Origin of the sequence: Paenibacillus mucilaginosus 3016 (assembly GCF_000250655.1) — a bacterium.
GTDB classification, from domain to species: domain Bacteria; phylum Bacillota; class Bacilli; order Paenibacillales; family NBRC-103111; genus Paenibacillus_G; species Paenibacillus_G mucilaginosus.
Genome location: NC_016935.1, coordinates 6630828 through 6656737 on the forward strand (window position 1 = coordinate 6630828; position 25910 = coordinate 6656737).

Genomic DNA, 25910 nt, shown 5'->3' on the forward strand with positions numbered 1-25910 from the left:
AAAAGCGGACCGTCCGTCCGCCTCCGAGAGGAAGCTTACGCAAGGTCCGCCGTGTACTCTATACCGTCCGATAAGCATGAAGCAGCAAAAATCAAACTCCTGCCGCTGGGAGCGGCTCACCGCCGCCCCCGATCGCAATCAAACCTTCAGTTCTTCCGTACCCGCGGGTACGGCGGCTTCAGGCTCGCGGTTCTTCCCGCTTCCGCTTCGCTCCGAGAAGACGATGCCGGCCAGGATCAGCGCGATCCCGAGCCACTCCGTGATTCCCGTCCGCTCATGAAGCAGCAGGGAAGAGCACAGGATGACAACCGGCAGCTCTATCGCGCCAAGGATCGCTGTAAGACCCGTATCGAGGCGGGGCGCCCCCTTCGCATATAAATAGGAAGGAAGAATCATCCCGAAGAGTCCGAGCAGGAACCCCCACATCAGCAGGCCGTTACCGAGTGCGCCGTTCCACAGGAACTGCGGAGGATACACGACCGACACCCCAAGGGAAGCCCCGGTCAGCATCCAGGCGCTTCTCCAGAGCGCAGGCACCTGAACGGCCACCTTGCCGCTGAAGTAGATGAAGAGCGTATAGCTCGCCGCGGCGGCCAGCCCGAGACCGATCCCCGAAGGAGATACGCGGTCCAGCAGCGAGCCGTCCAGCACACCGGAGGCCAGCGCTGTGCCCGCCAGTACGATAACGATCCCGGCCACACGGTAGCGTGTCGGTACCCGGCCCTGAAGCACCCAGTCCGCCACCAGCCCCATCCAGGTGAACTGGAACAAGAGTAGGACGGCGAAGGAAGCGTCCAGCGACTGCAGCGCATAATAGTAGAACACGCCAGTCAGTCCCGTGAAGACGCCGCTGCCGATCAGCTTCCACCGTACACGCGGTGCGATGGACGGGATCCCTCTGCCGCTGCCAAGCAGCACCAGCAGCCAGGTTACAGCGCAGCCGAGCAGCACTTGGCTGCCGGTCACCTCGCCCGGCGTGAACCCGTCGGCATACGCCAGCTTCACGAAGGTGGACAGCACGCCGTAAGAGGCGGCGCCCAGCAGCACGAGCAGACTTGCTCTCAAACGTGCATTGAACATTCCTAATCACTCAACTTGTCTTGCAATCCCTCTCCCACCCGCAGCACCCCGGTACGCCGGGGCCTGCCAAGGATTGAATATATCAGAACCCCTGCGGTTATTCAAGGACAAATGTCCGTCCGCTCCCTTCCTGCCTATACGAAAAAAACTGCACCCGCCTAGCGGCGGTGTGCAGCGGGTGCAGCCAGGAGCTCCACCTTCCCCGGGACGGCGGAAGCCGCCGGCTCAGCTGCGGAACTCTTCTTTTTCTGGGAATGCGTGTAGTAAAGGAACAGCCCGGTGAAGATCAGACCCCCGGCAAAGTTGCCGAGCAGGACCGGCAGCTGGTTCCACAGCCACCATCCGCCGAGCGTCACATTCGCCCCATACATCATGCCCGCCGGAATTACGAACATGTTCACGACCGCGTGCTCGAATCCCTGGGCAAAAAACGTAAGAATCGGAAGCCACATCGCCAGAATCTTGCCTGACGTGGACTGGGCCGTCATCGCCATGACCGCTCCCAGCGTGACCATCCAGTTGCAGAGCACCGCTTTGGCGAACACCGCGGCCAGCCCGTCGTAACCGAGGGCCGCATACCCGTTCGTCTTCGTCTCGGCCGTCTTGATGATCGTCTGGATCACATTCTGATCCTGGATATGTCCAAAATTCGTTACCGCCGCATAGAACAGGGCCGCGTACACGGCGGACCCCAGCAGATGCCCCAGGATCACCCAGAAGAAATTGGCGAGCATGGAGCGGACGGTCGCTTTCTTCTCCAACACCGCCAGCGGAATAAGCGCGAAGCTGCCGGTCACCAGCTCCAGGCCGAGCAGAATGATGATGACAAACCCGATGGGAAACACCAGCGCACCGATCAGCGGCAGCTTGGTCTGTGCTGCGGCCGTATAGGCCAGCGTGGTGGCGAAAGCGAGGATCGCGCCCCCGAGGAACCCCCTCAGCAGCGCATCCTTCACACCGAGTGCCGCCTTCGCCGCGCCGGATTGGACCATAGAGCCCACCACCTGGTCCGGTTTCACATAATCCATGGTCAGCCTCCTTCAGTACAAATGTCAGAAACCGCCCCGTGCCGGTGGTACGCGGCGGGGCGGATCTGCTTGTGCTCTATGGGAGACACCGCCTCCCGGGCGGCATCCGGTTTAAGACGCCAGGGAGCTTCCCTGCTCCACGAGGAGGATGATATTGCCGGTTGCTTCTTCCACCTCTACGCTGTACGTCCGTACACAGCCTTCATCCGGCTCCTGTACCAGCCCGTCGTTGAGGTTGATTTTCCAGTCATGCAGCGGGCAGAAGACGTGGTGGTCGCAGACAATGCCTTCGGAGAGCTTGCCGTTCTTGTGCGGGCAAAGATTCTCGATCGCCCGGAGCTTGCCGCCCGTCAATTTGAAGATGGCGATCTCCACACCGTCCACATGGACGATCCGCGATCTTCTTTCGGTTACCTCAGAGCTGTGTCCCACTACTACTCTTTTCATCTATGTCGTCCTCCCTTAGTCCGCTACCGTCTCAAGCGCCGGGGCCTGAAGCTCTTCGAATGTCGCACGCAGTTCGTCTTTCTCGATGATTTCCTTCCACGGGTCGGTGGTCAGGCTGAGCGTCTTGTCGATGCGCTCGTTGAGGGCTTTGCGCTCTTCCTCGCTCGCCAGCGCTTCCTTGATCGACTCCAGGCCTACGCGGCTGACCCATTCGCTCGTCCGTTCGTTCCACTTGGCCGCTTCACGGTAGTACTGCAGGAACGCCCCCGCCCACTCCTGCACTTCCTCTTCCGTCTTCACCTTGCAAAGGAGCTCCGAAGCGCGCACCTTCACGCCGCCGTTGCCGCCCACATACAGCTCCCAGCCGCCGTCGATCGCAATCACGCCGAAGTCCTTGATGGTCGATTCCGCGCAGTTCCGCGGGCAGCCCGATACGGCAAGCTTCACCTTCGCCGGCGTGTTCAGCCGCTCGAAGCGCTTCTCGAGGTCGATCCCCATCTGGATCGAATCCTGGGTGCCGAAGCGGCAGAACGTCGAGCCTACGCAGGTCTTGACCGTACGCAGCGCCTTGCCGTACGCATAACCGGACGGCATGTCGAGCTCCGCCCACATCTTCGGCAGGTCTTCCTTCTTCACACCGAGCAGGTCCAGACGCTGGCCGCCCGTGAACTTCACCATCGGCACATCGAACTTCTCCGCAACTTCCGCAATGCGCTTCAGCTCAGCCGGAGAAGTTACGCCGCCATAGATCCGCGGAACGACGGAGTACGTGCCGTCCTTCTGGATGTTGGCATGGTTACGCTCGTTGACGAAGCGGGACTCGCGCTCTTCTTCGTGCTCTTCCGGCCAAGCCATGCCGAGGTAGTAGTTGAGCGCCGGACGGCACTTCGAGCAGCCTTCCTCCGTCTTCCACTCGAGCACGTTCATGACTTCCTTGGAGGAAGTGAGGCGCATGCTGCGGATCGCTTCCACGACTTCGTCGCGGGAGTGCTCCGTACAGCCGCAGATCCCTTCCTTCACCGTCTGCACGCCATCCGCCCCGAGAGCCAGCGCCAGCAGGTCGGCCACCAGCGGCTTACAGCCTCCACAGGATCCGGATGCCTTCGTGCACGCCTTGATTTCGTTGACGCTCGTACAGCCCTTCTCGCTGATCGCATTCAGAATGGTGCCCTTCGATACCCCGTTACAGCCGCAGACAATCTCGCTGTCCGCCATCGAAGCGACATAGTCCACTCCCGACTTCGCTCCACCGCCGGAGCCTTCGCCGAGCAGGATCTGCTTTTCCTTGCCGGTCACGTCTTCGCCTTCGCGGATCATCTTGAAGAGGCGGGAACCGTCGCTCGTGTCACCGAAGAGCACCGCACCGATCACTTTGCCGTCTTTGATGACGACTTTCTTGTAGACGCCCTCAAAGTCATCCTGCACCCGGACCGAAGCCGTGTCTTCCGCATCCGTGAACTGTCCTGCGGAGAAGACGTCGACGCCCGATACCTTGAGCTTCGTCGATACCACGGAACCCTGGTAGCCTGCGGAAGGCACACCAGCCAGACGCTTCGCCAGTTCATTGCCCTGCTCATACAGCGGCGCCACCAGACCGTACGCGATGCCGCGGTGTTCGGCACACTCGCCGACGGAGTACACGTGCGGGATGCTCGTCTCGAGGTAGTCGTTCACCACGATGCCGCGGTTCACTTCGAGACCGCTGTCCTTGGCCAGCTGGACATTCGGCTTGATGCCTACCGCCATGACCACCAGATCGGCATCGACGACGGAGCCGTCTTTGAACTTGACGCCCGTAACGCGCTTCTTGCCGAGAATCGAGTCCGTGTTCTTCTCGAGCAGGAAGTTCATGCCCTGCTTCTCCAGCTCTTTGCGGAGCATTTGCGAAGCGGTTTGGTCGAGCTGGCGCTCCATCAGGTCCTTGAAAATGTGGACAACCGACACATCCATGTTCAGGTTGAGCAGGCCGCGGGCCGCTTCAAGACCGAGCAGACCGCCGCCGATGACGATCGCTTTCTTATAATTCTTGGCCGTTTCGATCATCGTGTTGCAGTCATTGATATCCCGGAACGCGATTACGCCTTCCTTGTCCGCGCCAGGGAGGGGAAGCATGAACGGAAGCGAGCCTGTCGCGATGATCAGGTCATCGTACTCGGCGGTGATGCCCGAAGCCGTCGATACCGACTTGCGCTCCGTATCGATCTTGGTTACCGTATGGCCGGCGTGCAGCGTAACGCCGTTCTCCTTGTACCAGTTCCAGTCATTGATAACGATGTCATCAATCTTCGCATCGCCTGCAAGCACCGAGCTCAGCAGGATCCGATTGTAGTTGGGATGAGGCTCGCTGCCGAACACCGTGACTTCGTATTGGTTAGGCGCCAGCTTGAGCAGCTGTTCTACGGCCCATACGCCTGCCATCCCGTTGCCGATGAGTACTAATTTCTTCTTCATACCTTCCTCCACACTCCCTAGCGTTAGTTATTATAACATTACATCAGATGATTCCTTCATAACCGCTATATCTTTGACCCCAGCCTAATACGTGTTAGGTTACATCACATTCAACTTGATTCTAAGAGTACCGAAATTTCACGTATATTTCAAGTGTTATTTTGGGATTAATTTCTTTTTTAACTTTTGGTTTTCTTTTATAAACGAACAATAATTAAAATGTAAGTCTTAAATATTCGTCTTTAAACCTAAGTACCCGTAGGCTTCAGGAGAACATTCAGTTTTACTCGCTTGGAGACCGGGCATTTATCAGCATTTTTTATGTTACTTTATCTTCCTCATTATAGAAATACCGATATCCGAAAAATGAACCTGACATCAAAAAAGCTCATTCGTTTTTTGCTGTTTTTCACCCAATTTATAAAAAAAGCCTCTGCGGGAAGGAAAAATTTCCTGCAAAGGCCTCTTATGTCATGTTTTTTGCCGTATGATCGTTGACCGTTTCCGGAGAGTCACGAACCCCGTACTTCTTTCGAAGCAGCATGCGGCCGAGATCAGGCCATACTACCCGTGAACGGCGCTTTCGGGAAGAAGATTCCCCCGGATGCACCCGCGCCAGACAATGCACCTCTGTCTATTCCACCTCCGGGAAGCGGGTGCGCAAGGAGATCCGCCCGCTGCGGACAACCATCTGGATCTCCCCCTGCCGGTCGGTCCGGTAGACGGCCGTGCCCTGTGCGCCCAATCGGTCCAGGACGGCGGGACTCGGATGCCCGTACAGATTGTTGACGCCGGCCGAGATGACCGCCTGCTTCGGACGCCAGGCGTCCAGCCACGCCTCCGACGTGGATGACTTGCTCCCATGGTGGGCCACCTTCAGGACATCCAGCGGTGCCGGGCGAAGCCCCCCGTCCGCCCCAGCGGACAGCCGCAGCTCCGATCCCCCGTCTTCCCCCTCCCGTTCCGGTTCTCCTGCCGCCCACCGTCCAAGAAGCAGCCGTTCCGTCTCCTGCCCGATATCTCCCGTGAACAGCCAGCGCGTGCCCTGCATCTCCATCAGGAAGACGACCGATTGGGGATTCTGGTCCTCCTCCCACACCAATCCGGCATGTTGTCCCGGGTCAGCCGGATGCAGGAAATGAAGCACCGTGTCCTTCCCCAGCGCCAGCCGGTCTCCGTCCCGGACGGGCACCAGCCGCGTCCCCCGCTCGAGCGCGGTGCGGAACAGCTTTTCCACACCAGCCTCCCCCTTCACTGTTCCGTTGAAGAGCAGACGGCGGACCGGAATCTCCTCCAGGACCGCCTGCAGCCCGCCGTAATGGTCGGCATCCTGGTGAGTCACAATCAGCTCGTCGATCTGCTGCACTCCCCGCTTCTTCAGAAGGGGCACGAGCAGCTTCCGCCCCACCTCATACGGATCCCGGCGCACACGCCAAGCTTCTCCCTCCCTGCCGAAGGCCACTGTGCCGCCTCCATCGACCAGCACATTGCGCCCTTCCGGGAGCACCTGAATGAGAATGCTGTCCCCCTGGCCGACATCGAGAAATTGGACGCGCCCTTCCTGCACGCCCCGATCCGGATGGTACGCATACAAGAGCAGCACGGCCCAGACCGCCAGCGCACCCGGAAGCATGAATCTGACCTTGAGGCGCTGCCGGCGGAGCCGCCTCTCTTCCTCTCCCGAAGTGAACAGCATGGGCTGTACCTGCCCCGCCTCCGCCTCCCTCCGGCTGCGCTCCCGGATGAGCGCGATGAGCAGAAGCAGTACGGCATAATACGCGCCGATCCAGAGCAGGGAAGGGCTGCGCCAGATCGTCCGGAAGAAGCTCCATGCCGAGCTCCACTCCACGGCAGCGAAGAGGAATGCATTCACCTGCGTCACCAGCCAGGCGATCCACCCTGCCCCCGTGCCGCTGACGAAGCCGAGCAGCATGGCCACCGTTCCCGCCGGCATCACAATGGTGCTGAACACCGGCACCATGACGAAGTTCGCCGGCAGCGATAGCAGCGAGAAGCCGTTGAAATAATACACCGTCAGCGGAAAGGACATGAGCTGCGCCACCAGGGCGATCGATACCGCATCCTTCCCCTTTCCGAGCCGATCCGGCAGTACCGCATTCATCGCGGGCACACCGAGGATCAACCCCAAGGTCACAAGATACGACAGCTGGAACGAGACATCCGTCAGATAGTACGGATTCCAAAGGAGCATCCCCACACCGGCCAGCAGTGCGATATGCAGTCCGTCTTTGAGCCGGTGCCGGTAAGCGGCATACAGAGCGATCATCGCCATCAGCCCGGCACGCACCACCGAAGGCGAGGCTCCCGTCACCGCGATGTAGAGCGGCATGAGATACAGCGCCGTGAGCAGCGTCGCTTCCCGCGTCAGGCCGAAGCGTTGAAGCACCCATACGAGGCAGCCGACAAAAATGGCCACATTCAAGCCCGAGATCGCAATGATGTGCGTAAGCCCCAGCTGCGAGAACCGGCTGAAGAGCTCCGGGTCGATGGTCTCGGTCAATCCGACGAGCATCCCCTGCATGAAGCCCGCCTGCTCCGGCGGAAACAGCCGGTCCACCTGCCCTCCGAGAGCTTCCCTCACTTTGTCATTCCATCTCAGGGGAAGCCAGATCCCCCAGTCTCCCTGCTCCGGAGGGCGGACCTGTACTTCGCCAAGCCCCTTGGCCGTCAGCTGCCAGTGAATCCCTTGGTAGTAAAGGTACTTCCTGTAATCGAAGGCTCCAAAATTCCTCGCAGCGGACGGAGCCGCCAGCTTGCCCTTCAGCCCGATCCGATCCCCTCTCTCCCACTTCAGGGCCGCTGCCTGCTCGGCCTCCGAGGCCAGCCGGATCGACACCTGGACCCGTTCGCCCCTCCCCTGTCCTTCTGATGACCCCGGCTGCGGTACTGACAGCTCCCCGGCCTCCGCCTGAAAGCTGACCCGGTCCCCGTCGACCGTGACGGATGTAACAATGCGGCCCTGCAGCACCGCCGCCGGCTCTTCCATCCCCGCAGGGATAATCCGGCTGACGTTCCGGTGATCGTATTCGCCATACCAGCCCATCGCTGCCGCTGCAAGGAACAGGCCGGCAAGCCCGGCGGCTCCCGGCGGTCTCAGCAGACGGATCAGGCAAAGCAGCAGCCCCGCCCCGACCGCCAGCAGCGCATTGTGCCAAGGCTGCGGCCAGCCGAGTGCCAGGGCGTATCCCGCCGTCCAGCTAAGCGCCAGCAGCACGACCGGTCTTCCCTGCAGCATGTTGCTCTCTCCCCCTTTTGTCAACAAAAAAGAACCCTCCCTGCGCACGAATCCCGTGCCCAAAGAAGGTTCTTCCTTCCTGCCTCTTAATTGTGAACTTCCGTTAATGTTCCTGCCGGAGGCTCATACTGCTCCAGCATCCGGAACCGCATCCCCCTGCTGTCCATCAAACCGCGCACCTTCGCCGCATCCTTCGGATACGGGCGGTGGTACACAATCTCGGCGATCCCGCTGTTCGCGAGCATGTTCGCGCACGTCCAGCAGGGCTGGTCCGTCACGTAGACGACCGAGCCCTCGCGGTCCTCCCGGTCCGTGAAGAGCAGCAGGTTCTGCTCCGCATGAATTGTGCGGATGCACCGCTGCTTCTTGACCACCTGCTCCCCGCCGTCCGCATTTACGAGCTCGAACTCCTCGACCAGCATACAGCCGGCTTCCGAACAGTCCGGCACGCCCATCGGCGCCCCGTTATATGCCGTTCCCAGCAGCTTCTTCCCCTGCACGAGCACCGCGCCGACATGCCTGCGGCCGCACTGCGAACGGGTCGATGCCATATAGGCGATATCCATGAAATACGTGTCCCAATCCTTGCGTGTCATAGATGTCACCTGCCTGCCTTTCCCAACGTTTCATTCATTTTCGCATATTTTCCTGCAAAACAAAAGAAGTTTCGTGCCAAGCGACAGAGTTCCGCCCCACGTCTACAAAGTCAACAGCGGCTTCAGCTTCTGGAGCGACTTCTCGCCGATGCCCTTGATCTCCAGCAGCTCGTCAAGGGAGCGGAACGCCCCTCCCCGCTTCCTTCGCAGCTCGATGATCGCCGCCGCACGGCTCGGCCCGATGCCCGGCAGGGCATCCAGCTGCTCCGCCGTAGCCTGGTTGAGATTGAGCAGAGCAGCGGACGAAGCAGCCGGGCTTTGCGATGCGGGGGGACTGCCGGCAGCGGCGGCCCCTCCGTTTGCCGCAGGCTGTCCCGCGGCAGAGACCCTGCCGCCCGCTACCGGCGGTCTGCCGGCTGACGGCACGGAGCTGCCGCCTCCCTGCGGCTTCGGCCCGTCACCGGCCTCCGCCGCTTCTGCGGACTGTAGCGTCCCTGCCGCCCCGGCCTGGCCGACTCCCTGCGCCTGCACGGCCGCCCGGCTCTCCGAGGCCGTCGCGGCTTCGCCCTGCTTCGGGGGCTGCGCCGGCTTCTCTTCCGCCTCCGCTGTCTCCAGCATCCGGCGCATCTCGTCATCGACGGCGACGAAGCCGTCCGCCGCCCCGCTGCTCCAGGGCTTTGCCGCCCCGAGCACCAGGAACAGGCCGCAGGCCGCCAGCACGACGGCCAGCAGGGTCATTTTCATATCCAACTTGCGTAACACGGGAACCTCCCACCAAAATGGTTTTTTTCAGTCATAAACCCCCATGCCCCCCGATATACATACATGAAGAAGGCTGCAATCTAATCAGGGGGGGATGATCATGCGGGTAGGATTCATTGGAACAGGCAGCATGGGCAGCATACTGATCGAAGCATTCATCCGGTCGGGCGCATTGAACCCGGAGCATATTGTGGCAACCAACCGAACCCTTGCCAAAGCCGAGCTGCTGGCCGAGAAATACCCCGGCATGCAGGTGGCAAGATCCAGTAAGGAAGTGACCGTAGGAGCCGACCTGCTGTTCCTGTGCGTGAAGCCCTCGGAATACAAGGCCGTCATCGACGAAATTCAGGATCATGCGCTTCCCGGCCAGATCGTCATCTCGATCACCAGCCCCGTCCTGATCCGTCACCTGGAGGAGCTGCTCCCCAGCAAAATCGCCAAAATCATTCCCAGCATCACCAACTTCGTTCTCAGCGGCGCCACCCTTTGCATCTATGGAGACCGGCTGACCCCTGAGGACAAGGAGCTGCTCGACAACCTGTTCTCCCACGTCTCCGCTCCGATCCGCGTCTCCGAGCAGTATACCCGCATCTCCTCCGACCTGTCCTCCTGCGGCCCGGCCTTCCTCGCTTACTTCGTCCAGAAGTTCGTCGAAGCCGCCGTGGACACGACAGGCATCTCGGAAGAAGAGGCGACCCAGCTCGCCAGCGAAATGACGCTCGGCACCGGCAAGCTGCTCACTACGGGAGGCTTCTCACCCGCCCAGCTGCAAAAGCGCGTCGCGGTTCCCGGCGGCATCACCGCCGAAGGACTCCGCCTAATGGAAAAAGAGCTGTGCGGGGTCTTTTACGACCTGATCCGCACAACTCATTCCAAATACGAAGAAGACTTGGAAAAGGTGGAAGCCCGCTTTTTCGGGACCAAGGTCGATTGACGCGATGCTTTCACGTTTTCCGGTATGAACCGCTGTCCGGAGGACAGGGGTTGGGAGAAAAGAAATGATAAAATTGATCCGATGCTGAGTGAGACCGGTGTGATATTCCCCTCCAGCCGCTGTTGAAACCCGTGATGAACCGATTAAACTATTCAGAGGAATCATCACGGGTTTCAAAGGCGGGCGCCGCAAAGCGGCTCTTCCAGGGAATATCTTACCTGCCACTCCAAACCGATCAACGTTTCTTTTCCCGCAATCGCTGTGTCCGTCCGGACAGCGGTTATTTGTTTATTAGTAGGTTACTCCCTCGCTGGACTGCGAAGCGCTCAGTCGAGGGAGCCGGCGAACAGAAGCTTCAAGACGCAGTCTTGAGGTGGGGATCCGCACGCCCTGCCTCCCCTTGCGCCGATTCCCCGGGTCTGCTCCAACAGGGCAGCACGTCCCGGGGGAACGCCGCATGAGAGCGTGTCCCCGCAGCCAAGATGCCGGTGGCAGCTTGACTGCGGGGACGAAAGCGTTCCTGCTCCCACGTCCCATCAACGCCGGCCCCGCCGCTCCTCCGGCCCTTTTGGGGGTCCAGGGGGCGAGAGCCCCGGTCCTCCCCCTTACAGGTAAGGGGGAAAGAGGGGGATGGGTTCCCACCGAGGGGGAGCGCGTTATCCCACTACGATATTGACCAGTTTGCCCTTGACCGCAATGATCTTGCGGACGGTTTTGCCGGCAGTAGCTTCCTTCACCTTGTCGAGACCAAGCGCGAATTCCTGCATGGCCGCTTCGTCGGCGTCCGCGGCAATCGTCGCACGCTCGGCGATTTTGCCGTTGACCTGGACCACGATCTCCACTTCGTTGTCGACCGTCCAGGCTTCTTCATAGACCGGCCAGGACGCGTAAGAGATCGTCCCGCTGCGGCCGAGCTTCTCCCACAGCTCTTCGGCCAGGTGTGGCGCGATCGGTGAGAGCATCTGTGCGAACTGCTCCATGGCGGCCTTCGGCAGCGTCTCGGTTTTGTACGCTTCGTTGACGAAGATCATCAGCTGGGAGATCGCCGTATTGAAGCGCAGCGCCTCGAGATCCTCCGTCACCTTCTTGATCGTGCGGTGCCAGATACGCTTGAACGCGTCGGTGCCGGCATCGGCGCTGTCCGTGATCTTCGCGCTGAGGCTGCCGTCTTCGCTGATGAAGAGGCGCCATACGCGGCTCAGGAAGCGGTACGCCCCGTCCACCCCGTTCGTGTTCCAAGGCTTCGTCGCCTCGAGCGGGCCCATGAACATTTCGTACAGGCGCAGCGTATCCGCACCGTACTCGTTCACGATCTCGTCCGGGTTGATGACGTTGCCGCGCGATTTGCTCATCTTCTCCATGTTCTCGCCGAGAATCATGCCCTGGTTGACGAGCTTGTAGAACGGCTCCTTCGTCTCCACCACGCCGAGGTCGTAGAGCACCTTATGCCAGAAGCGGGCATAGAGCAGGTGAAGCACCGCGTGCTCCGCACCGCCGATGTAGAGATCGACCGGCAGCCACTTGCGCTGCAGCTCCTTCGAGCAGAGCGCGTCGTCGTTCTTCGGATCGATGAAACGCAGGTAGTACCAGCAGGAGCCGGCCCACTGCGGCATCGTGTTCGTCTCGCGGCGTGCCGGCTTGCCCGTCTCCGGATCCACCGTGTTCACCCAGTCGGTCACGACAGCCAGCGGCGATTCGCCGGTGCCGGACGGCTTGATCTCGTCGACTTCCGGCAGCAGGAGCGGCAGCTGGTCTTCCGGCACGGTCTTCATCGTGCCGTCTTCGAGGTGCAGGATCGGAATCGGCTCGCCCCAGTAGCGCTGGCGGGAGAACAGCCAGTCGCGCAGACGGTAGGTGACTTTGCCCTGGCCTTTGCCGCTCTGCTCCAGCCACTCGATCATCTTCGCAATGCCCTGCTCGTTGTTCAGGCCGTCGAGGAAGCCGGAGTTCACGTGAGGGCCGTCGCCCGCGTAAGCTTCCTTCTCGACATCCCCTCCGCTGACCACCTCGAGGATCGGCAGGTCATACTGCTTCGCAAACTCCCAGTCGCGCTGGTCGTGGCCCGGTACCGCCATGATGGCGCCGGTGCCGTAGCCGGCCAGCACGTAGTCCGCGATCCAGATCGGCAGTCTCGCGCCGCTGACCGGGTTCACCGCATAAGCGCCCGTAAAGACGCCGGTCTTTTCCTTCGCGAGGTCCGTACGCTCCAGATCGCTCTTGCGCGCCGCACGCTCCTGGTATTCCTTGACGGCAGCGGACTGCTCGCCGGCAGTAATGCGCTCCACCAGCTCATGCTCCGGCGCCAGAACGCAGTAGGTTGCGCCGAACAGCGTGTCCGGGCGCGTCGTGAAAACCTTGAGCCCTTCGCCGTCATGCCCGTCGATGGCGAACGTCACTTCCGCCCCCTTGGACTTGCCGATCCAGTGGCGCTGCATGTCCTTGATGCTCTCCGACCAGTCGAGCTCCTCGAGATCCTCGAGCAGGCGCTCGGCATACTCGGTGATGCGAAGCACCCACTGGCGCATCGGCTTGCGGATGACCGGGTGGCCGCCGCGCTCGCTGAGGCCGTCGATGACTTCCTCGTTCGCCAGAACCGTACCGAGGGCCGGACACCAGTTAACCGGCACTTCGTCTACGTAGGCCAGGCCTTTGTTGTAGAGCTGGATAAAGATCCACTGCGTCCACTTGTAGTAATCCGGATCGGTCGTCGAGATCTCGCGGTCCCAATCGTAGGAGAACCCGAGCGACTTGATTTGGCGGCGGAAGTTGTTGATGTTCTTGACCGTGATCTCACGCGGGTGCTGTCCGGTATCGAGTGCGTGCTGCTCGGCCGGCAGGCCGAACGCATCCCAGCCCATCGGATGAAGCACGTTGTAGCCGCGCATTCTCTTGTAACGCGAGACGATATCCGTCGCCGTGTACCCTTCCGGATGGCCTACGTGCAGCCCCGCACCCGACGGATACGGGAACATATCGAGCGCATAGAACTTCGGCTTGCTCTCGTCGTCAAGCACCTTGAAGGTTTTGTTCTGATCCCAATACTGCTGCCACTTCGGTTCAATGGCTAACGGGTTATACCCTTGGTTTTCTCTGGTTTCCTGTGACATGATCTCTGCTCCTCCTTCAGCTCCTGCAGCGGCATCACCGGCACCTGCCGCGGTGGGTGCCAGCTGTGCCGTTCGTCCGGACGCTGCCCTCAGGGACATTTTACTTCAAGGTCCTCCGGACAGGGCCCGACTCTGCGATCTTTCAAAAATGCAACAAAAAAAGCCGTCTCATCGCTAGCGCAACGCTAGGGACGAGAGGCTTGAATTCCCGTGGTACCACCCTAGTTGACCCGGGCATGCTTTGCCCTGATCCACTCAAACCCCTTAACGCGGGGGACACGATCCGGTTAGGCAGACCAGGGAACATCCCGCCGGGTCCTGCTTCACCTTCTGGCTCCAAGATGAGTTCGCCGCTGCCGCCGCCGGTTCGCACCTTCCACCGGCTCTCTGAAGTAACGGTCATGGGCTACTGCTTCTCTTCACAGCCTTGCCATATTTGTAAACAAAATATGTAGATTCCATCCAATTAGCATTCATTATAAAAGCTACGGTTCCCCCATGTCAAGCGGGGCCTCCCCGGAATAGTACAGGACACGCCTTCGCCGGTACCATGGGGAAGCCTCAATCAGGCTTCGCGCCCCAAGCGGCGGTACATAGAAACGCCCGGCTTCAGGGATACCCCTCTTTCAACTTGTCCATACTGGGTAGTAAAAGGACCCGTACCCGGTTCCAGGAAGAAAGGGGGCCTCCCCATGCGAGGCTTGCTGAACGGCGCGGCCCTGGCGCTGCCGCTGTGGGGAATCATTCTATGTATCGTCCAGCTGCTGCTGCACCTTGGGCAGCAGCCCTGAAGCGTTATTTCACCGCCGCAAAAAAAGCGCGCCGCGTATCCTCCGATGCCTGCTTAAACAGGAAGTCGCCGTAGCAGACCACCTCGCGGAAGCCGGCTTCCCTCAGCTGCGCCTCCAGCCACGGAAGGGGGTAAGCGCGCTGCGTGTGCGTCTCTTCCACACGGTTGAACCACTCCGACGGCGTGTCGTCCCCCCTGTGCTGCTCTTCTTCCTGCACAAAGATCGTCAGCGCATGCTCGATCTCGCTCCGGCTCTCGTCATACCCGCAGGTCCAGATATAAGCGATATCGTCCTCATTGAGGAAGAACGGCTGGCTCGCCGCATAATCCAGCAGCTGCTCGGTCGTGTGCACGTCGAAGATAAACACGCCGCCCGGCTTCAGCCCGGCGTAAGCCTGGCGGATCGCCTGCGTGATGTCCTCTTCCTCCAGCAGATAATTGAAGCAGTCGCAGAAGGACACCACGCTGTCGGCCGGACGGCCCAGCTCCCAGTCCCTCAGGTCCTGCTGCAGGAAGGTGACGCTTCCTCCCGGCGGCAGCGAGCGGTGCAGCCGCGCTTCATCCGCCTTGCTCTGCGCCACGGCCAGCATGTCCTCCGAGAGATCGATGCCGATCACCTCGTAGCCCTCCTGGGCCAGGGGAACCGCAATGCTGCCGGTGCCGCAGCCCAGATCCACCACCGTGCGGGGATGGCCGAATTTGTCCCAGCAGCCTTTGGCGAACCTCAGCCACTCCTCGTACGGCATGTCCTCCATCAGGCGGTCGTATACATAGGAAAACCGCTCATAAGCCATTCCTCTCATCCCCCGATTCCGGATTCGCGCAGGGTGCGCGGTGCTGCAGCAAAAGAGAAAACCGGTTCCGTAAGCCCGGAGGCTTACTCGGAAACCGGCTGTTCTTCGCTTTGCTTCAAGTAGGTCCAGCTGCCTTCCTGGTACACGAGCCCTTCCTTCATCAGCTTGCCGAGGGCACGCTTGAAGGCCGACTTGCTCATGCCGAAGCGCTGGGAGATCAGGTCCGCCGGCGTTTCGTCCGAGAACGGCATCGCCCCGTTGCGGCGTTCCTTCAGGAAGTCGAGCAGCTTGTCCGCATCCTCGCCGCGGCCCGTCTCCTTGCGCTCGCGCATCGAGCAGTTCACATTGCCGTCCTCGCGGACGAACGTGATCCGCGCGCTGACCTTCTCCCCCAGCCGCAGCAGCCGGGTGCGCTCGGACGCATGAATGAAGCCGATGACGCCAAAGCCGACGACCCCGCCTTCACATACGACGAAGGTGCCCATCTGCAGCGGCTTGTATACCCGGGCTTCAACCGTCGTGTTGCGCCACGACTGCGGCGCATCGAAGCACAGCGGCTTCAGCAGGTCTTCCCCGGCCACCTTGGCCACGAGGCGTCCCTGACGGTCATGGGTCATCGTGACGAAGACCTTGTCGCCGACCTGCGGGCGAAGCTCTTCCATCTCGGGAAGCTCCCGGAACGGAAGGAGCAGCTGGCGACCGAGCCCCATCTCAAGGAAGCATCCGAAGCGGGGGTGAAAATCGGCGACCTCCAGCAGCGCCACTTCGTTCAGCTTGATGAGCGGCTCACGCATGGTGGCGGCCAGCCGGTCCTGCGTGTCGTAGAACAGGAAGACCTCCACCTGGGTGCCGGTCTTCACTTCACCGACCACTTCGCTGTAATGGAGCAGAATATCCTGCGTGCCGTCCGTCAGGAAGAACCCGTGGGGCGATACCTCACGGGCTACTTCGAGACGCTGGTTCGTGCCTGCTTCGAGCCTCATACGCGCTCAACGACCTTGGCATCCGACCACAGACGCTCGATGTTGTAATATTCGCGGTCATCGCGGTGGAACACATGCACCACGACGTCCCCGAGATCCACGAGCACCCAGCGTGCCGTATCCATGCCTTCGAGTCCGCGCAGGCGGGCGCCCTTCTCCTCGGCGCGCTTGCGGATCTCGGTGGCGATCGCCTGCACCTGTGTCTCCGAGTTCCCGTGACAGATCATAAAGTAGTCCGCAATCAGCGAAATGCCCTTCAGGTTCAGGGCGACGAGGTTCATCGCTTTCTTGTCTTCGGCCGCATCGACCACGAGCTCCAGCAGCTCTTCCGGTTGTATCATAGAAGTTCCTCCTAATAAGCTGATCTTTACCAGCTCCATTTCTTCAAACGAATTGCCCTTGGCCCTCCCTGCCGCAGCTTGCGGGGCCCGGAGCTTCCAGCTATTCCTGCGCTTCTTCAGCTTCCAATTCCACAATAAGACCGTTGCGTGCCGCCAGGGTCAGCGGATACACCCGCTTGCGCTTGTCCAGCAGGAAGCGGATCGTACCGTCGAAGCCCGCAAGCAGCGCCTTCTCTAAACTATGTTCGGCGTTTTCCCGAATATTATGCACTCCCGGAAAATCCCGGCCCGGCTCCATATAATCCGCCAGGCAGACGACTTTGTCGAGCAGCGTCATCTTCTCCCGGCCGGATGTGTGGTAGCGGATCGCATCGAGAATTTCCTCGTCATCCACGCCGTACTGCGTCCGGGCCACCCAGGCGCCGGCGTGGGCATGCCACAGCTCCTTGTCGTACTCCAGCAGGTCCTGCGGAAGCCCGTTCTCCCGGATGATCCGCGCCTGCTCGTCCACCCGCCAATACTTGCACACATCGTGAAGAATGGCGGCGAGGTCCGCCTTCACCGGATCCGCTCCGTAGCGCTCCGCGAGCCGGACCGCCGTCTCCATCACGCCCAGCGTATGGGTCCAGCGCTTCTCGGGCATCTGCGAGCGGACGGACTCCATGATCTCCTCACGTTTCATACAGCGAGTTCACCTCGATATAATCATTTACCCGGTCCGGTACGCGGTAACGCGCCGAACGGCCTTCGGCCCGGCGCTGCCGGATCTCCGTGGAGGACAGCTCCACCTGCGGCATGCGCACGAGCCTCACCGCCTCCCGGATCGGTCCGGGAAGGGTCTCGTATTCAGTCGAATAGCCCGGCCGCTCGAGCCCCACGAACGTCACCAGCCGGACAAGCTCCTCGATGCGGTACCACTTCGGCAGGTACTGGACCATGTCCGCACCGATAATGTAATAAAACTGCTTGTCCGGGTGCTCCTTCCGGAGCCTGGTTACGGTCTCGATGCTGTAGGACACGCCGCCCCTGCGCAGCTCCACATCCGATGCACGGAACCGCGGATGGCCCTCCACCGCGAGGCGCACCATCTCCAGCCGCTCGGCGGCCGAAGCCCCCGGCTTATGCTCCTTGTGGGGCGGGACGTTCGTCGGCATGAACCACACCTCGTCCAGCTCCAGCGCCTCGCACACACTGTCCGCGGCAAGGAGATGTCCGAGATGGATCGGATCGAACGTGCCGCCCATCAAGCCGACTTTCATTCCTGGTCTCTCCTCTCCCGGGAGCTGCCCCTGGACTCCGGCTTACACCGGGAGCTCGATCGTTTTGTGCTCGCGGGACTCCTTGTAGAGCACCACGATCTTGCCGATGACCTGGACGAGCTCCGCTTTAGCTCCGTCAGCAAGCTGCTGCGCCACTTCGTCCCGGTCCTCCATACAGTTGTTGAGCACGGTCACCTTGATGAGCTCCCGCGTTTCGATCGCCTCGTTGATATGGCGGATAATATGATCATTCACGCCGCCCTTCCCCACCTGGAAAATCGGGTCGAGATGGTGGGCCAGCGATCTCAGATATCGTTTTTGTTTGCCTGTCAGCATGCTGTCTTCATCCTATCTTGTGCTCTAGTTTGGTTGTTTCTGTCTGTCTGCTTCGGCTTCGCCGAACGAGTCCAACACCGCTTTGCGCATAGCCTCGACCGGTGCCGGCTGTCCGGTCCAATATTCGAAGGCGTACGCCCCCTGGTAGATGAACATGCCTAGTCCGCTGTGCACCGTGGCGCCCTGCTTCTCCCGGGCTTCCCTCAGCAGCCTCGTCTCGAGGGGATTATAAATGAGGTCGCTCACGACATGATCCTCCCGGATCAGCGAGATGTCCATCGGCACCTCATCCACGTTCGGATACATACCGACGAGCGTATTGTTCACGATAAGCGCCGCGTCTCCCGCCAGCTCGTGGATCTCGTCGAGCCCATGGCCGCTGATGCTGCCGTAGCCGCCGAGTGCGTCGGCCAGATCGAGCGCCTTCTCCTTCGTCCGGTTCGCGATGTAGATATGCTCCGCGCCTTCCTGCGCCAGCGCATATCCAACGCCCCGGGCCGCCCCGCCGGCACCGATCATGAGCACCTTGCGTCCCTTAAGCTCGATGCCCGTCTCTTCCTTCAGCGAACGGATATAGCCGATGCCGTCAGTGTTATAGCCGATGAGGCGGCCGCCCTCGTTCACGACGGTGTTCACCGCCCCGATCACCCGGGCGCCCTCGTCGATCTCATCGAGATACGACATCACTTCCAGCTTGTGGGGCACCGTGACGTTCACGCCGCGGAAGCCGAGCGCACGGATGCCTGCTACCGCGTCCTTGAGCGTTCCCGGCAGAATATGAAATGCGCCGTAGGCCGCGTTGATGCCCGCCACGTCGAACGCCCGGTTCAGCATGACCGGCGACTTCGAGTGCCGCACCGGGTCTCCGAAGACGCCATACAGAATCGTGTGGCTGTCCAGCCCCTGCTTTCTCACCAGCACCAGCTTCTCCATTAGGTAACGTTCCTCCCGATTCGTTGGTAACTCGTACGCACTCTATTGCCCGTTCCCCAAAGGACGGTGCGGTCTAGATCAGGGATTCCCTGACCGCCACTTTCACCCCGCGGGGCACGTGGATGGCCAGCTCCGCTCCCTGGACGCCGTTCGCCTTCACCCAGCCGAGGCCGGAGATCGAGACGTCGAGATTGCCGCCCTTCGGAATGCGGATCGCATGCTTCGTCAGCTTCGGCAGCTCATCCAGGTTCTCGAGAACCGGCGGCTGCAGCAGCACGCCCTTGTGGTTCTCGTAGAGCTCGTCCGCCTTCTCCAGCTTCGTCCGGTGCGCCTCGAGCGAGTTGGACACATAGAAGGTGAACGACTGGCGTTCGCCCTGCAGGAAGTCAAACCGCGCCAAAGCGCCGAAATACACCGACTGCCCGCTGTTCAGCTGGAACACGAGGGGTTTCATCGGCTTGTCCGGCATGACCTTCATGAGGTCCTTCTTGTTCACGAGCTCCGTGAGGCGGTGCTTATATACGATGCCCGGCGTATCGATAATGGAGCCGCCGTCATCGAGCGGAATGCGCACGAGATCGAGCGTCGTTCCCGGATACTGGGAGACGGTCAGCTCCGCATCGAGGTCGCTGTAATCGTGGATCAGGCGGTTGATCAGCGTGGACTTGCCGACGTTCGTCGCGCCGACGACGTAGATATCCCGGCCCTTACGGTGCTCGTCGAGCGCCTCGATCACTCGTTCGAAGCCCATGTTCTTGCGGGCCGAGCAGAGCACGATGTTGGCCACCTTCAGCCCGGCTTCCTTCGCCTGGCGCTGCACCCAGTTCAGGATGCGGTTGTAGTTGGTCACCTTCGGCAGCAGGTCGATCTTGTTCACGACGAGGATGATCGGATTGTTCCCTACGAAGCGGGGCAGACCGGAGATCATGCTCCCCTCGAAGTCGAACAGGTCGACGATGTTGACGACGAGCGAATCCGTCGTGCCGACATGGCCGAGCAGCTTCAGAAAGTCATCCTGGTTCAGCGTAATCCCGGATGCTTCATTATAGTTCTTGATACGGTAGCAGCGCTGGCAGATCACCGGCGTACGGGACAGAGCCTGCTCAGGCACGAAGCCGAGCTGATCCGGGTTCTCCTGCTGCAGCGCAACGCCGCATCCCGCGCAATTCTTGTTTTCCAAGGGTGGATTCCTACTTTCTCATGAGCGTTTGGGCAGCCTTCTCGAGGGTGCGGTTGACCTTGGTGAAAAAGCCTTCATCGGAGGGCGAGATCGGCGTCACGAGGATCGTATGGAGCCCCATCCGGTTGCCGCCCAGCACATCGGTCAGCATCTGGTCGCCGATCACGACCGTCTGGTTCGAACGCAGATTCATCATGGTGAGCGCCTTGCGGAAGGCCGCGGTAGTCGGCTTCTTCGCCCGGTAAATGAAAGGCAGGGATAACGGCTCCGCGAACTTGGTCACCCTCGTCCGCTGGTTGTTGGATACGACCACCACCTGAAACCCGATCTGACCGACAACCTTCAGCCAGTCGATCAGCTCCGGTGTGGCGAGCGGCGCTTTGGCCCCAACCAGCGTATTGTCCAAGTCCGTAATAATGCCCCGATATCCCTGCTCATATAGCTGCTGCAGATTAATTTCGTATATCGAATTGACATGTTGGTGCGGAATCAGCTTTTTCAGCAATGCGTTCACCTCGTAAGACGATAGGCTGTATACGTCAAACTATACCATAGATGTCCAATTCCTTGCAAAATGGTTCTTGAAGCGGCGAAAATCGACGGCAGCGGCTTTCAGGCGGCCGATTGCTCAGGCTCCTCTGCCTTTATCATGCCAATCTCTGCAAGAAGATAGTCGGTTTCGCCGTCAACGGGGCGCCGCCCTGCCGGTCATCCATGTCGAGATCAGAAAGCTTCAGCTTCGCTGAAAACTTATACTCTCTTATATCTAAAAAAATCCGCAGGTCTCCCCGCGGACATGCTCTTTCCCTTTTTCGAATGAGGACATTCCTAGAAAAACTTCTGCGCCGCCTGGTCTTCCTTCAGCATCTCCACCGCTTCACGGAAGCGCATCGAATGCACAATCTCCCGCTCGCGCAGGAACTTCAGGCTGTCCTGCAGGTCGACGTCGTCGGTCATGTCGATCAGCCATTGATAAGTGGCCCGCGCCTTCTCCTCCGCCGCAATGTCCTCGTAGAGGTCGGCGATCGGATCGCATTTGGCCTGTATGTAGCTCGCCTGCCAAGGTACGCCAGCCGCGTTCTGGTAGAACAGGGCACTGCCGTGGTTCGCATAATGGTCGCCAAGGCCCGCCTCGCGCATCTGCTGCGGGGTCGCATCCTTGGTCAGCTTGAGGATCATCGCCGCGATCATCTCCAGATGGGAGAATTCCTCCATGGTGACATCCGTCAGCAGGCCGACCACCTTGTCCGGCAGCGAATACCGCTGGTTCATATAACGCAGCGCCGCCGCCAGCTCGCCATCCGCGCCGCCGTACTGTTCCATGAGGTATTTGGCCATCCGGGGATCGCATTTGCTTACGCGTACGGGATACTGCAGCTTCTTTTCATATAAGAACATCGGCTTCTCCTCCTATACCTGCCACGGCCATGGCGTCGTATTCCATTCGGCCGGCTCTTCGGCCTGGCTGCGTCCGTTGTGAATCAGCGGTCCGTACTTGCGCTCGAACGGCTCCACGAGCTCCAGACGCTGGGCCGACAGCTCCTTGTACTGCCGCAGCGCTTTCTCGTCCGCCGGATGGGTATCAAGGTAGAGCTGCAGCTCCGTGAGAACAAAATCCAGCGCCTGCAGTTCCTCAAGCGCCGTGTAGTAGGCCTGCGGCAGCGGTTTGGGCTTGGCTGTCATCTTCTCACTCCTCCTCGTAACGCTTCGGTTCGTAAGGACTGTACAGGTCCGGCCACAGCGTGCCTCTCTTCAAAGCTTCCTTCGGGCTGTACTGCTCCTGGTCCGCCGGTTGATACGTCAGGAACAGCTGGGGCGGGGTCACATAAGTCTTCTCGACAATGGGGGGACAGGGATCGAATCTGCCCGCCGGGGGCTGGAATACGCGGGTCTGCTCCTCCAGCTTCTTCTGGTCGGCACGTGTCATGGGAATCCTCCTCTACCCTTGCTTGGATGAATGACATCCTCCTTCATTACCACAGTTTGCCTGTAGGGAAACATGCCTCTGTCAAGATCATTCACACGGGCGCTTGGAGCCCCGGCGAAATATAGATTCTTCTAGTTGAACGAAAAAAAGAGAGCCTCCGCATCCGTTGGAAGGATGGGAAAAGCTCTCTTTCACTGCAATACTCGCCTGCAGGGGCATCCCCTGCCTACATCTGCGAACGAAGCTTGTCGATGAGCATCGTCGCGGTCTTATAGTCGTCTTCGGTAATCTCGGCCTTGCCGTACTTCGCCTTCTCGAAGAGAAGCAGCACGGTCTCGACGTCCATCCGCATCCAGCGGCTCTGCCGCGTCCAGCGGGCGACCGCTTCGCGCAGCGTCTCATGCTCCTCGCGGACGTAGCCGCTGCGGCGGAAGATCCGCAGCATCCGCTCGCATTCGACGATGACCTTCTGCTTCAGCAGCGAGGCCCGGCGCCGGCGGGCGCGTTCTCTCCACAGCTCCACCACCTGCAGCTTCCAGGCCAGGAAGCCGGCCAGTGCGGCCAGCACGGCGAGGCTGCCTGCGATCACAAGGCCATGGCCCTCTTCTTCTTCGGCGGCAGGCTCGGCTGCGGCCGGTTCGACTGCAGGCGCCTCGGCCGGTTCCACAGCCGGTATTTCCGGAAGGGACGCACGCGGCATCGCGAAGCCCGCCGTCGGCTCGAACGGCACCCAGCCGTAGCCGCTGAAATAAATCTCGACCCACGAGTGGGCGTCGGAGTTGCGGACCGTATAAGTGCCCGACGCATTCGGGTCCATCATCGCCTGGCCTGGAATGAGCCCCATGAGCTCATACTGGTCGACCGGCGTGGAGCCGGAAGAGTAGCCTTTGACCCAGCGGGCCGGCAGGCCGACCGAACGGGCCATGACCGCCATGGCGGAGGAGTAGTAGTCGCAGTAGCCTTCCTTGATCTCGAATAGGAACCGGTCCACGAAGTCGCGGCTGCGCCCCTTGGTCAGATCCGGTTTGTTCGTGTACGGGAAGGTCGTCTGCAGGTACTGCTCGAGCTTCTTCGCCTTGTCGTAAGGGTTCGTCGCATCCGCCGTAATCTCGGCGGCCAGGCGCCGCACCCGCTCCGGCAGATTCGCCGGGAGCATCAGGAATTCGTCCGCTCCGGCGGGAGTGCCGGCCGGCAGCGCCCGCAGGGCCGCTTCATCGACCACCGGAACCTGCGAGACGACCTCGTAGGTCTTCGGGTACGGCTGGCGCTCGCTGAAGCGCAGCTCCCCCTGCGTGGCGGACCACTGCAGCGGCTCGAAGCCGTTCTTCAGGTTGTTGATCCCCGTCACCTTCTGGATGCTGTAAGCGCCGAAGAGCACCGGGTACCGCTGCTCGGTCAGCAGCGTCACCTTCTGGGTGACCTCCACGGTCTTCATATTGCCGGAAGGAAGCCGCGGATCGGAGGCCAGGACATTGTCGGCCCGCACCGGATTGCGCGCATTGCGCCGCTCCGATTCGCTCTCGTCCCAGCCACGTCCGGTGTAGAGTGACCGCGTCTCCCCGCGCCAGTACGCGCGCTGGGTCGTCTCGACCTCCATGACCGGCGTATAGTCGAACTGGAAGCCGCCGCCGAGCGCCGCGTCGCTGCGGCTGTAGCCCGAGGACGTATCCATCGCCTCGGATGGCGGTACCGTGACACCCTTGCCGGTCGCGAAATTCATCGGCTCCCCGCGCAGGCTGCGCCAGGCCGTGTAAGGATCGGTCAGCGCCGGCCCCACCTCCGGCATCATGGCACCGATAAGCACCGTCAGGGAGACCAGGCCGACGACCGGCAGGGCGATCGAAGCCGGGTAATCGGCCAGATGCCGCCAGGCCGCCGGATCCCGGCGCCTCAGCTGGGCGAAGTGACTCAGGATGATCAGGAACAGCCCGCATCCTACGATCACAGCCACCTGAGGCCACAGGTAGACCGAAGAGAACGAATCGCGGATGCAGAGCACGAGGACGCTGATGACAAGCAGGCTGTAGATGCGCCATTTGGCTTCCACCCACCAGATCATGAAGTGGTAAGCTGCCCAGGCGCCCAGCGCGAACCAGAGATATGGCGTCAGCTCGTACAGATTCAGGAACAGTCTGGAAGAGAAGAAGCTTCCAAGGGGCATCGTGTCCACGATGCCGTAGTTCTCCAGCACCTCCACGTTGATCGCCAGGATCAGGACGAACTGCAGCAGCCCCCGCAGGAGCCAATGCAGCTTCTGCACATGCTCGAGCACGCAGACCACAAGCAGCGTCAGCTGGACGATCCGGACCGTCTCGGGCAGCCAGAGGCCGTCCTCCTTGCCGAACCACAGCGTGAACTGCAGCAGGATCAGGCCGCTGAGCAGCAGGGTGAGCCGGTGCGGCCAGTCGTCCCAGAAGAAGCGGCGGAGTGCGGAGCGGCCGGTATCGGATCGGGTTGTCATGGGTTCCTCCCTCCCAGCAGGCCCGGCAGCTCGGTGAGCGTCTGCACGGGGTAGCAGGTGATCCCCCGGGTGCGCAGCTGCTTCACCCAGGCGTCCTTCACCGTCGGCTGCGGCGCGATCCAGAGATGGCACGGGTTCATGCCCTGCTGCTTCAGCCAGATGAGCAGCTGCAGCATGGCCTCGCCCGCTTCCGGCGAGATCAGGGTAATGAACGAGCCGGGCACGAGCCGCGAGATCCGCGTCTTCAGCACCTGCCACACCGGGTGGGCGCCGTCGGCCTCCACGTCGATGAAGTGCTGCATCAGCGCATGCTGCTGCGACTGGGCCGATTTCGGCTCAAAGTACACATTGTCCGCTCCACTCGACAGGAGTCCAAGCGACAGACCGCGGTGCGCACCGTATTGAAACAGCGACGCCGCCGCGGAAACCGCGAGCTCGAGCTCCTCGGGATCATCATAAGCCTTCATGCAGCGGTCCAGCACGACGTAGGTTTTGGGCAGGGATTCCCGCTCGAATTCCTTCGACTTCCATGTGCCGGTCTTCGCCGTCGCATTCCAGTGAATCCGCGACAGGCGGTCGCCGTAGTTGTACTCCCTCACCCCGTTGATCTGGGTCGTCTCGCGGACGGCCCGTGTCGTCGAGGAATGATGATTCGTTCCCTTCATCATCTGGTGGAACTGCTGCCACTCGCGGATCGGCACCGTCTGGGGCATGACCGCGATGCTCTGCGGCAGCTCCAGCTCGCCGCGGTGCTCGAACAGCCCGAAGATATCCTCCGTCACGCATTCGGTCCGGCCGAAGGTATAGTGGCCCCGGCGCATCGCCGGCGTCCGGTACTCCCAGTCCGCGCGGCGGCGCCAGTCCGGCACGACCGTCGCTTCGAAGGTCAGCTCCCGGCCGCTCTTGTGGTAGAGCCGGTCCTTGACGAAGAGGTAAGGCATCGGCCAGAAGCCGGGAATGCTCAGGTCGATCTTGACGCCGAGCGAGGTGCCGGCTTCAATCACCGAACCGAAGTCGGTGTTGTTCAGGGTGCGGGTGCCCTGGGTGCGCTTGATCCCGCTCCACTGCCCGAGCAGCAGGTAGATGCTCAGGATCAGCATGATGACGAACAGCATCAGCGCCAGCTTCCCGCCCTGGAAGAGCAGGAACCCGAGGCTGCCGAGGAAGGCGCCGAACACGGCCCAGAATTTGCGGGTGAAGCGCGGCAGCTCCGACAGCTTGTCGGCGAAGGTCATTCTCATGGCC

The 25910-nt window shown here is 61.0% G+C and carries 23 protein-coding genes; 1 reads left to right on the forward strand and 22 read right to left on the reverse strand.

Features of this window, described 5'->3' with window-relative positions; all coding sequences use genetic code 11:
* Positions 1-138: 138 nt before the first annotated feature.
* The 7 genes from PM3016_RS27385 to PM3016_RS27415 form a co-directional block, all read right to left on the reverse strand.
* Positions 139-1065: an EamA family transporter gene (locus PM3016_RS27385; protein ID WP_236628764.1), complete on the reverse strand. Its 927-nt coding sequence runs from the start codon at positions 1063-1065 to the stop codon at positions 139-141.
* A gap of 173 nt (positions 1066-1238) precedes the next feature.
* Positions 1239-2108 (reverse strand): formate/nitrite transporter family protein, encoded by an 870-nt coding sequence (locus PM3016_RS27390; RefSeq protein WP_013917855.1) that lies wholly within the window; start codon positions 2106-2108, stop codon positions 1239-1241.
* 111 nt (positions 2109-2219) lie between these two features.
* The gene (gene nirD / locus PM3016_RS27395; RefSeq protein ID WP_013917856.1) at positions 2220-2555 is read right to left on the reverse strand and encodes a nitrite reductase small subunit NirD; all 336 of its coding nucleotides are present in this window, start codon (positions 2553-2555) and stop codon (positions 2220-2222) included.
* Between the two features lie 15 nt (positions 2556-2570).
* Complete coding sequence (nirB, locus tag PM3016_RS27400) at positions 2571-5006, reverse strand: nitrite reductase large subunit NirB (protein WP_013917857.1); 2436 nt, start codon at positions 5004-5006, stop codon at positions 2571-2573.
* Between the two features lie 634 nt (positions 5007-5640).
* Positions 5641-8286, reverse strand: coding sequence for a DNA internalization-related competence protein ComEC/Rec2 (locus tag PM3016_RS27405; protein WP_238540331.1), 2646 nt, complete (start codon positions 8284-8286; stop codon positions 5641-5643).
* Positions 8287-8348: 62 nt separating this feature from the next.
* On the reverse strand, positions 8349-8858 hold the full coding sequence (locus PM3016_RS27410; protein ID WP_013917860.1) for a deoxycytidylate deaminase: 510 nt from the start codon (positions 8856-8858) through the stop codon (positions 8349-8351).
* A gap of 102 nt (positions 8859-8960) precedes the next feature.
* The gene (locus PM3016_RS27415) at positions 8961-9620 is read right to left on the reverse strand and encodes a ComEA family DNA-binding protein (protein ID WP_014371683.1); all 660 of its coding nucleotides are present in this window, start codon (positions 9618-9620) and stop codon (positions 8961-8963) included.
* A gap of 100 nt (positions 9621-9720) precedes the next feature.
* On the opposite strand from PM3016_RS27415, the gene comER reads away from it, so the two are divergent.
* Positions 9721-10554 (forward strand): late competence protein ComER, encoded by an 834-nt coding sequence (gene comER, locus PM3016_RS27420; protein ID WP_014371684.1) that lies wholly within the window; start codon positions 9721-9723, stop codon positions 10552-10554.
* 656 nt (positions 10555-11210) lie between these two features.
* On the opposite strand, the gene leuS is transcribed toward comER, so the two are convergent.
* The 15 genes from leuS to PM3016_RS27495 all read right to left on the reverse strand — a co-directional run bounded on the left by leuS (position 11211) and on the right by PM3016_RS27495 (position 25906).
* Positions 11211-13661 (reverse strand): leucine--tRNA ligase, encoded by a 2451-nt coding sequence (leuS, locus tag PM3016_RS27425; RefSeq protein ID WP_014371685.1) that lies wholly within the window; start codon positions 13659-13661, stop codon positions 11211-11213.
* Between the two features lie 795 nt (positions 13662-14456).
* Complete coding sequence (locus PM3016_RS27430; protein WP_013917866.1) at positions 14457-15245, reverse strand: class I SAM-dependent DNA methyltransferase; 789 nt, start codon at positions 15243-15245, stop codon at positions 14457-14459.
* An 83-nt stretch (positions 15246-15328) separates the two neighbouring features.
* Positions 15329-16228 carry a CvfB family protein gene (locus tag PM3016_RS27435; protein ID WP_014371687.1) on the reverse strand — a complete coding sequence of 300 codons (900 nt, stop codon included), beginning with the start codon at positions 16226-16228 and terminating at the stop codon, positions 15329-15331.
* Complete coding sequence (gene rsfS, locus PM3016_RS27440; RefSeq protein WP_013917868.1) at positions 16225-16569, reverse strand: ribosome silencing factor; 345 nt, start codon at positions 16567-16569, stop codon at positions 16225-16227. The genes PM3016_RS27435 and rsfS overlap by 4 nt, the downstream gene beginning before the upstream one ends.
* Positions 16570-16669: 100 nt before the next feature.
* Positions 16670-17251: a bis(5'-nucleosyl)-tetraphosphatase (symmetrical) YqeK gene (gene yqeK / locus PM3016_RS27445; RefSeq protein ID WP_013917869.1), complete on the reverse strand. Its 582-nt coding sequence runs from the start codon at positions 17249-17251 to the stop codon at positions 16670-16672.
* Entirely contained in the window at positions 17241-17828 is a 588-nt protein-coding gene (locus PM3016_RS27450) for a nicotinate-nucleotide adenylyltransferase (protein ID WP_014371688.1), read from the reverse strand. The genes yqeK and PM3016_RS27450 overlap by 11 nt, the downstream gene beginning before the upstream one ends.
* A gap of 42 nt (positions 17829-17870) precedes the next feature.
* Complete coding sequence (gene yhbY, locus PM3016_RS27455; protein WP_014371689.1) at positions 17871-18164, reverse strand: ribosome assembly RNA-binding protein YhbY; 294 nt, start codon at positions 18162-18164, stop codon at positions 17871-17873.
* A gap of 24 nt (positions 18165-18188) precedes the next feature.
* A complete protein-coding gene (aroE, locus tag PM3016_RS27460; protein WP_014371690.1) occupies positions 18189-19097 on the reverse strand; it encodes a shikimate dehydrogenase in 909 nt (302 codons plus the stop codon).
* Between the two features lie 73 nt (positions 19098-19170).
* Positions 19171-20277, reverse strand: coding sequence for a ribosome biogenesis GTPase YqeH (gene yqeH, locus PM3016_RS27465; RefSeq protein ID WP_014371691.1), 1107 nt, complete (start codon positions 20275-20277; stop codon positions 19171-19173).
* A gap of 10 nt (positions 20278-20287) precedes the next feature.
* Positions 20288-20782 (reverse strand): YqeG family HAD IIIA-type phosphatase, encoded by a 495-nt coding sequence (locus tag PM3016_RS27470; RefSeq protein ID WP_013917874.1) that lies wholly within the window; start codon positions 20780-20782, stop codon positions 20288-20290.
* A 323-nt stretch (positions 20783-21105) separates the two neighbouring features.
* Positions 21106-21675 (reverse strand): manganese catalase family protein, encoded by a 570-nt coding sequence (locus tag PM3016_RS27475; protein ID WP_013917875.1) that lies wholly within the window; start codon positions 21673-21675, stop codon positions 21106-21108.
* A gap of 12 nt (positions 21676-21687) precedes the next feature.
* A complete protein-coding gene (locus PM3016_RS27480) occupies positions 21688-21960 on the reverse strand; it encodes a spore coat protein CotJB (protein ID WP_013917876.1) in 273 nt (90 codons plus the stop codon).
* Positions 21961-21964: 4 nt separating this feature from the next.
* Positions 21965-22204, reverse strand: coding sequence for a spore coat associated protein CotJA (locus PM3016_RS27485; protein WP_013917877.1), 240 nt, complete (start codon positions 22202-22204; stop codon positions 21965-21967).
* Between the two features lie 226 nt (positions 22205-22430).
* The gene (locus tag PM3016_RS27490; protein WP_014371692.1) at positions 22431-24665 is read right to left on the reverse strand and encodes a transglutaminase TgpA family protein; all 2235 of its coding nucleotides are present in this window, start codon (positions 24663-24665) and stop codon (positions 22431-22433) included.
* Positions 24662-25906, reverse strand: coding sequence for a DUF58 domain-containing protein (locus PM3016_RS27495; RefSeq protein WP_041619264.1), 1245 nt, complete (start codon positions 25904-25906; stop codon positions 24662-24664). Before PM3016_RS27495 ends, PM3016_RS27490 begins: the two co-directional genes overlap by 4 nt.
* Positions 25907-25910 lie beyond the last annotated feature (4 nt).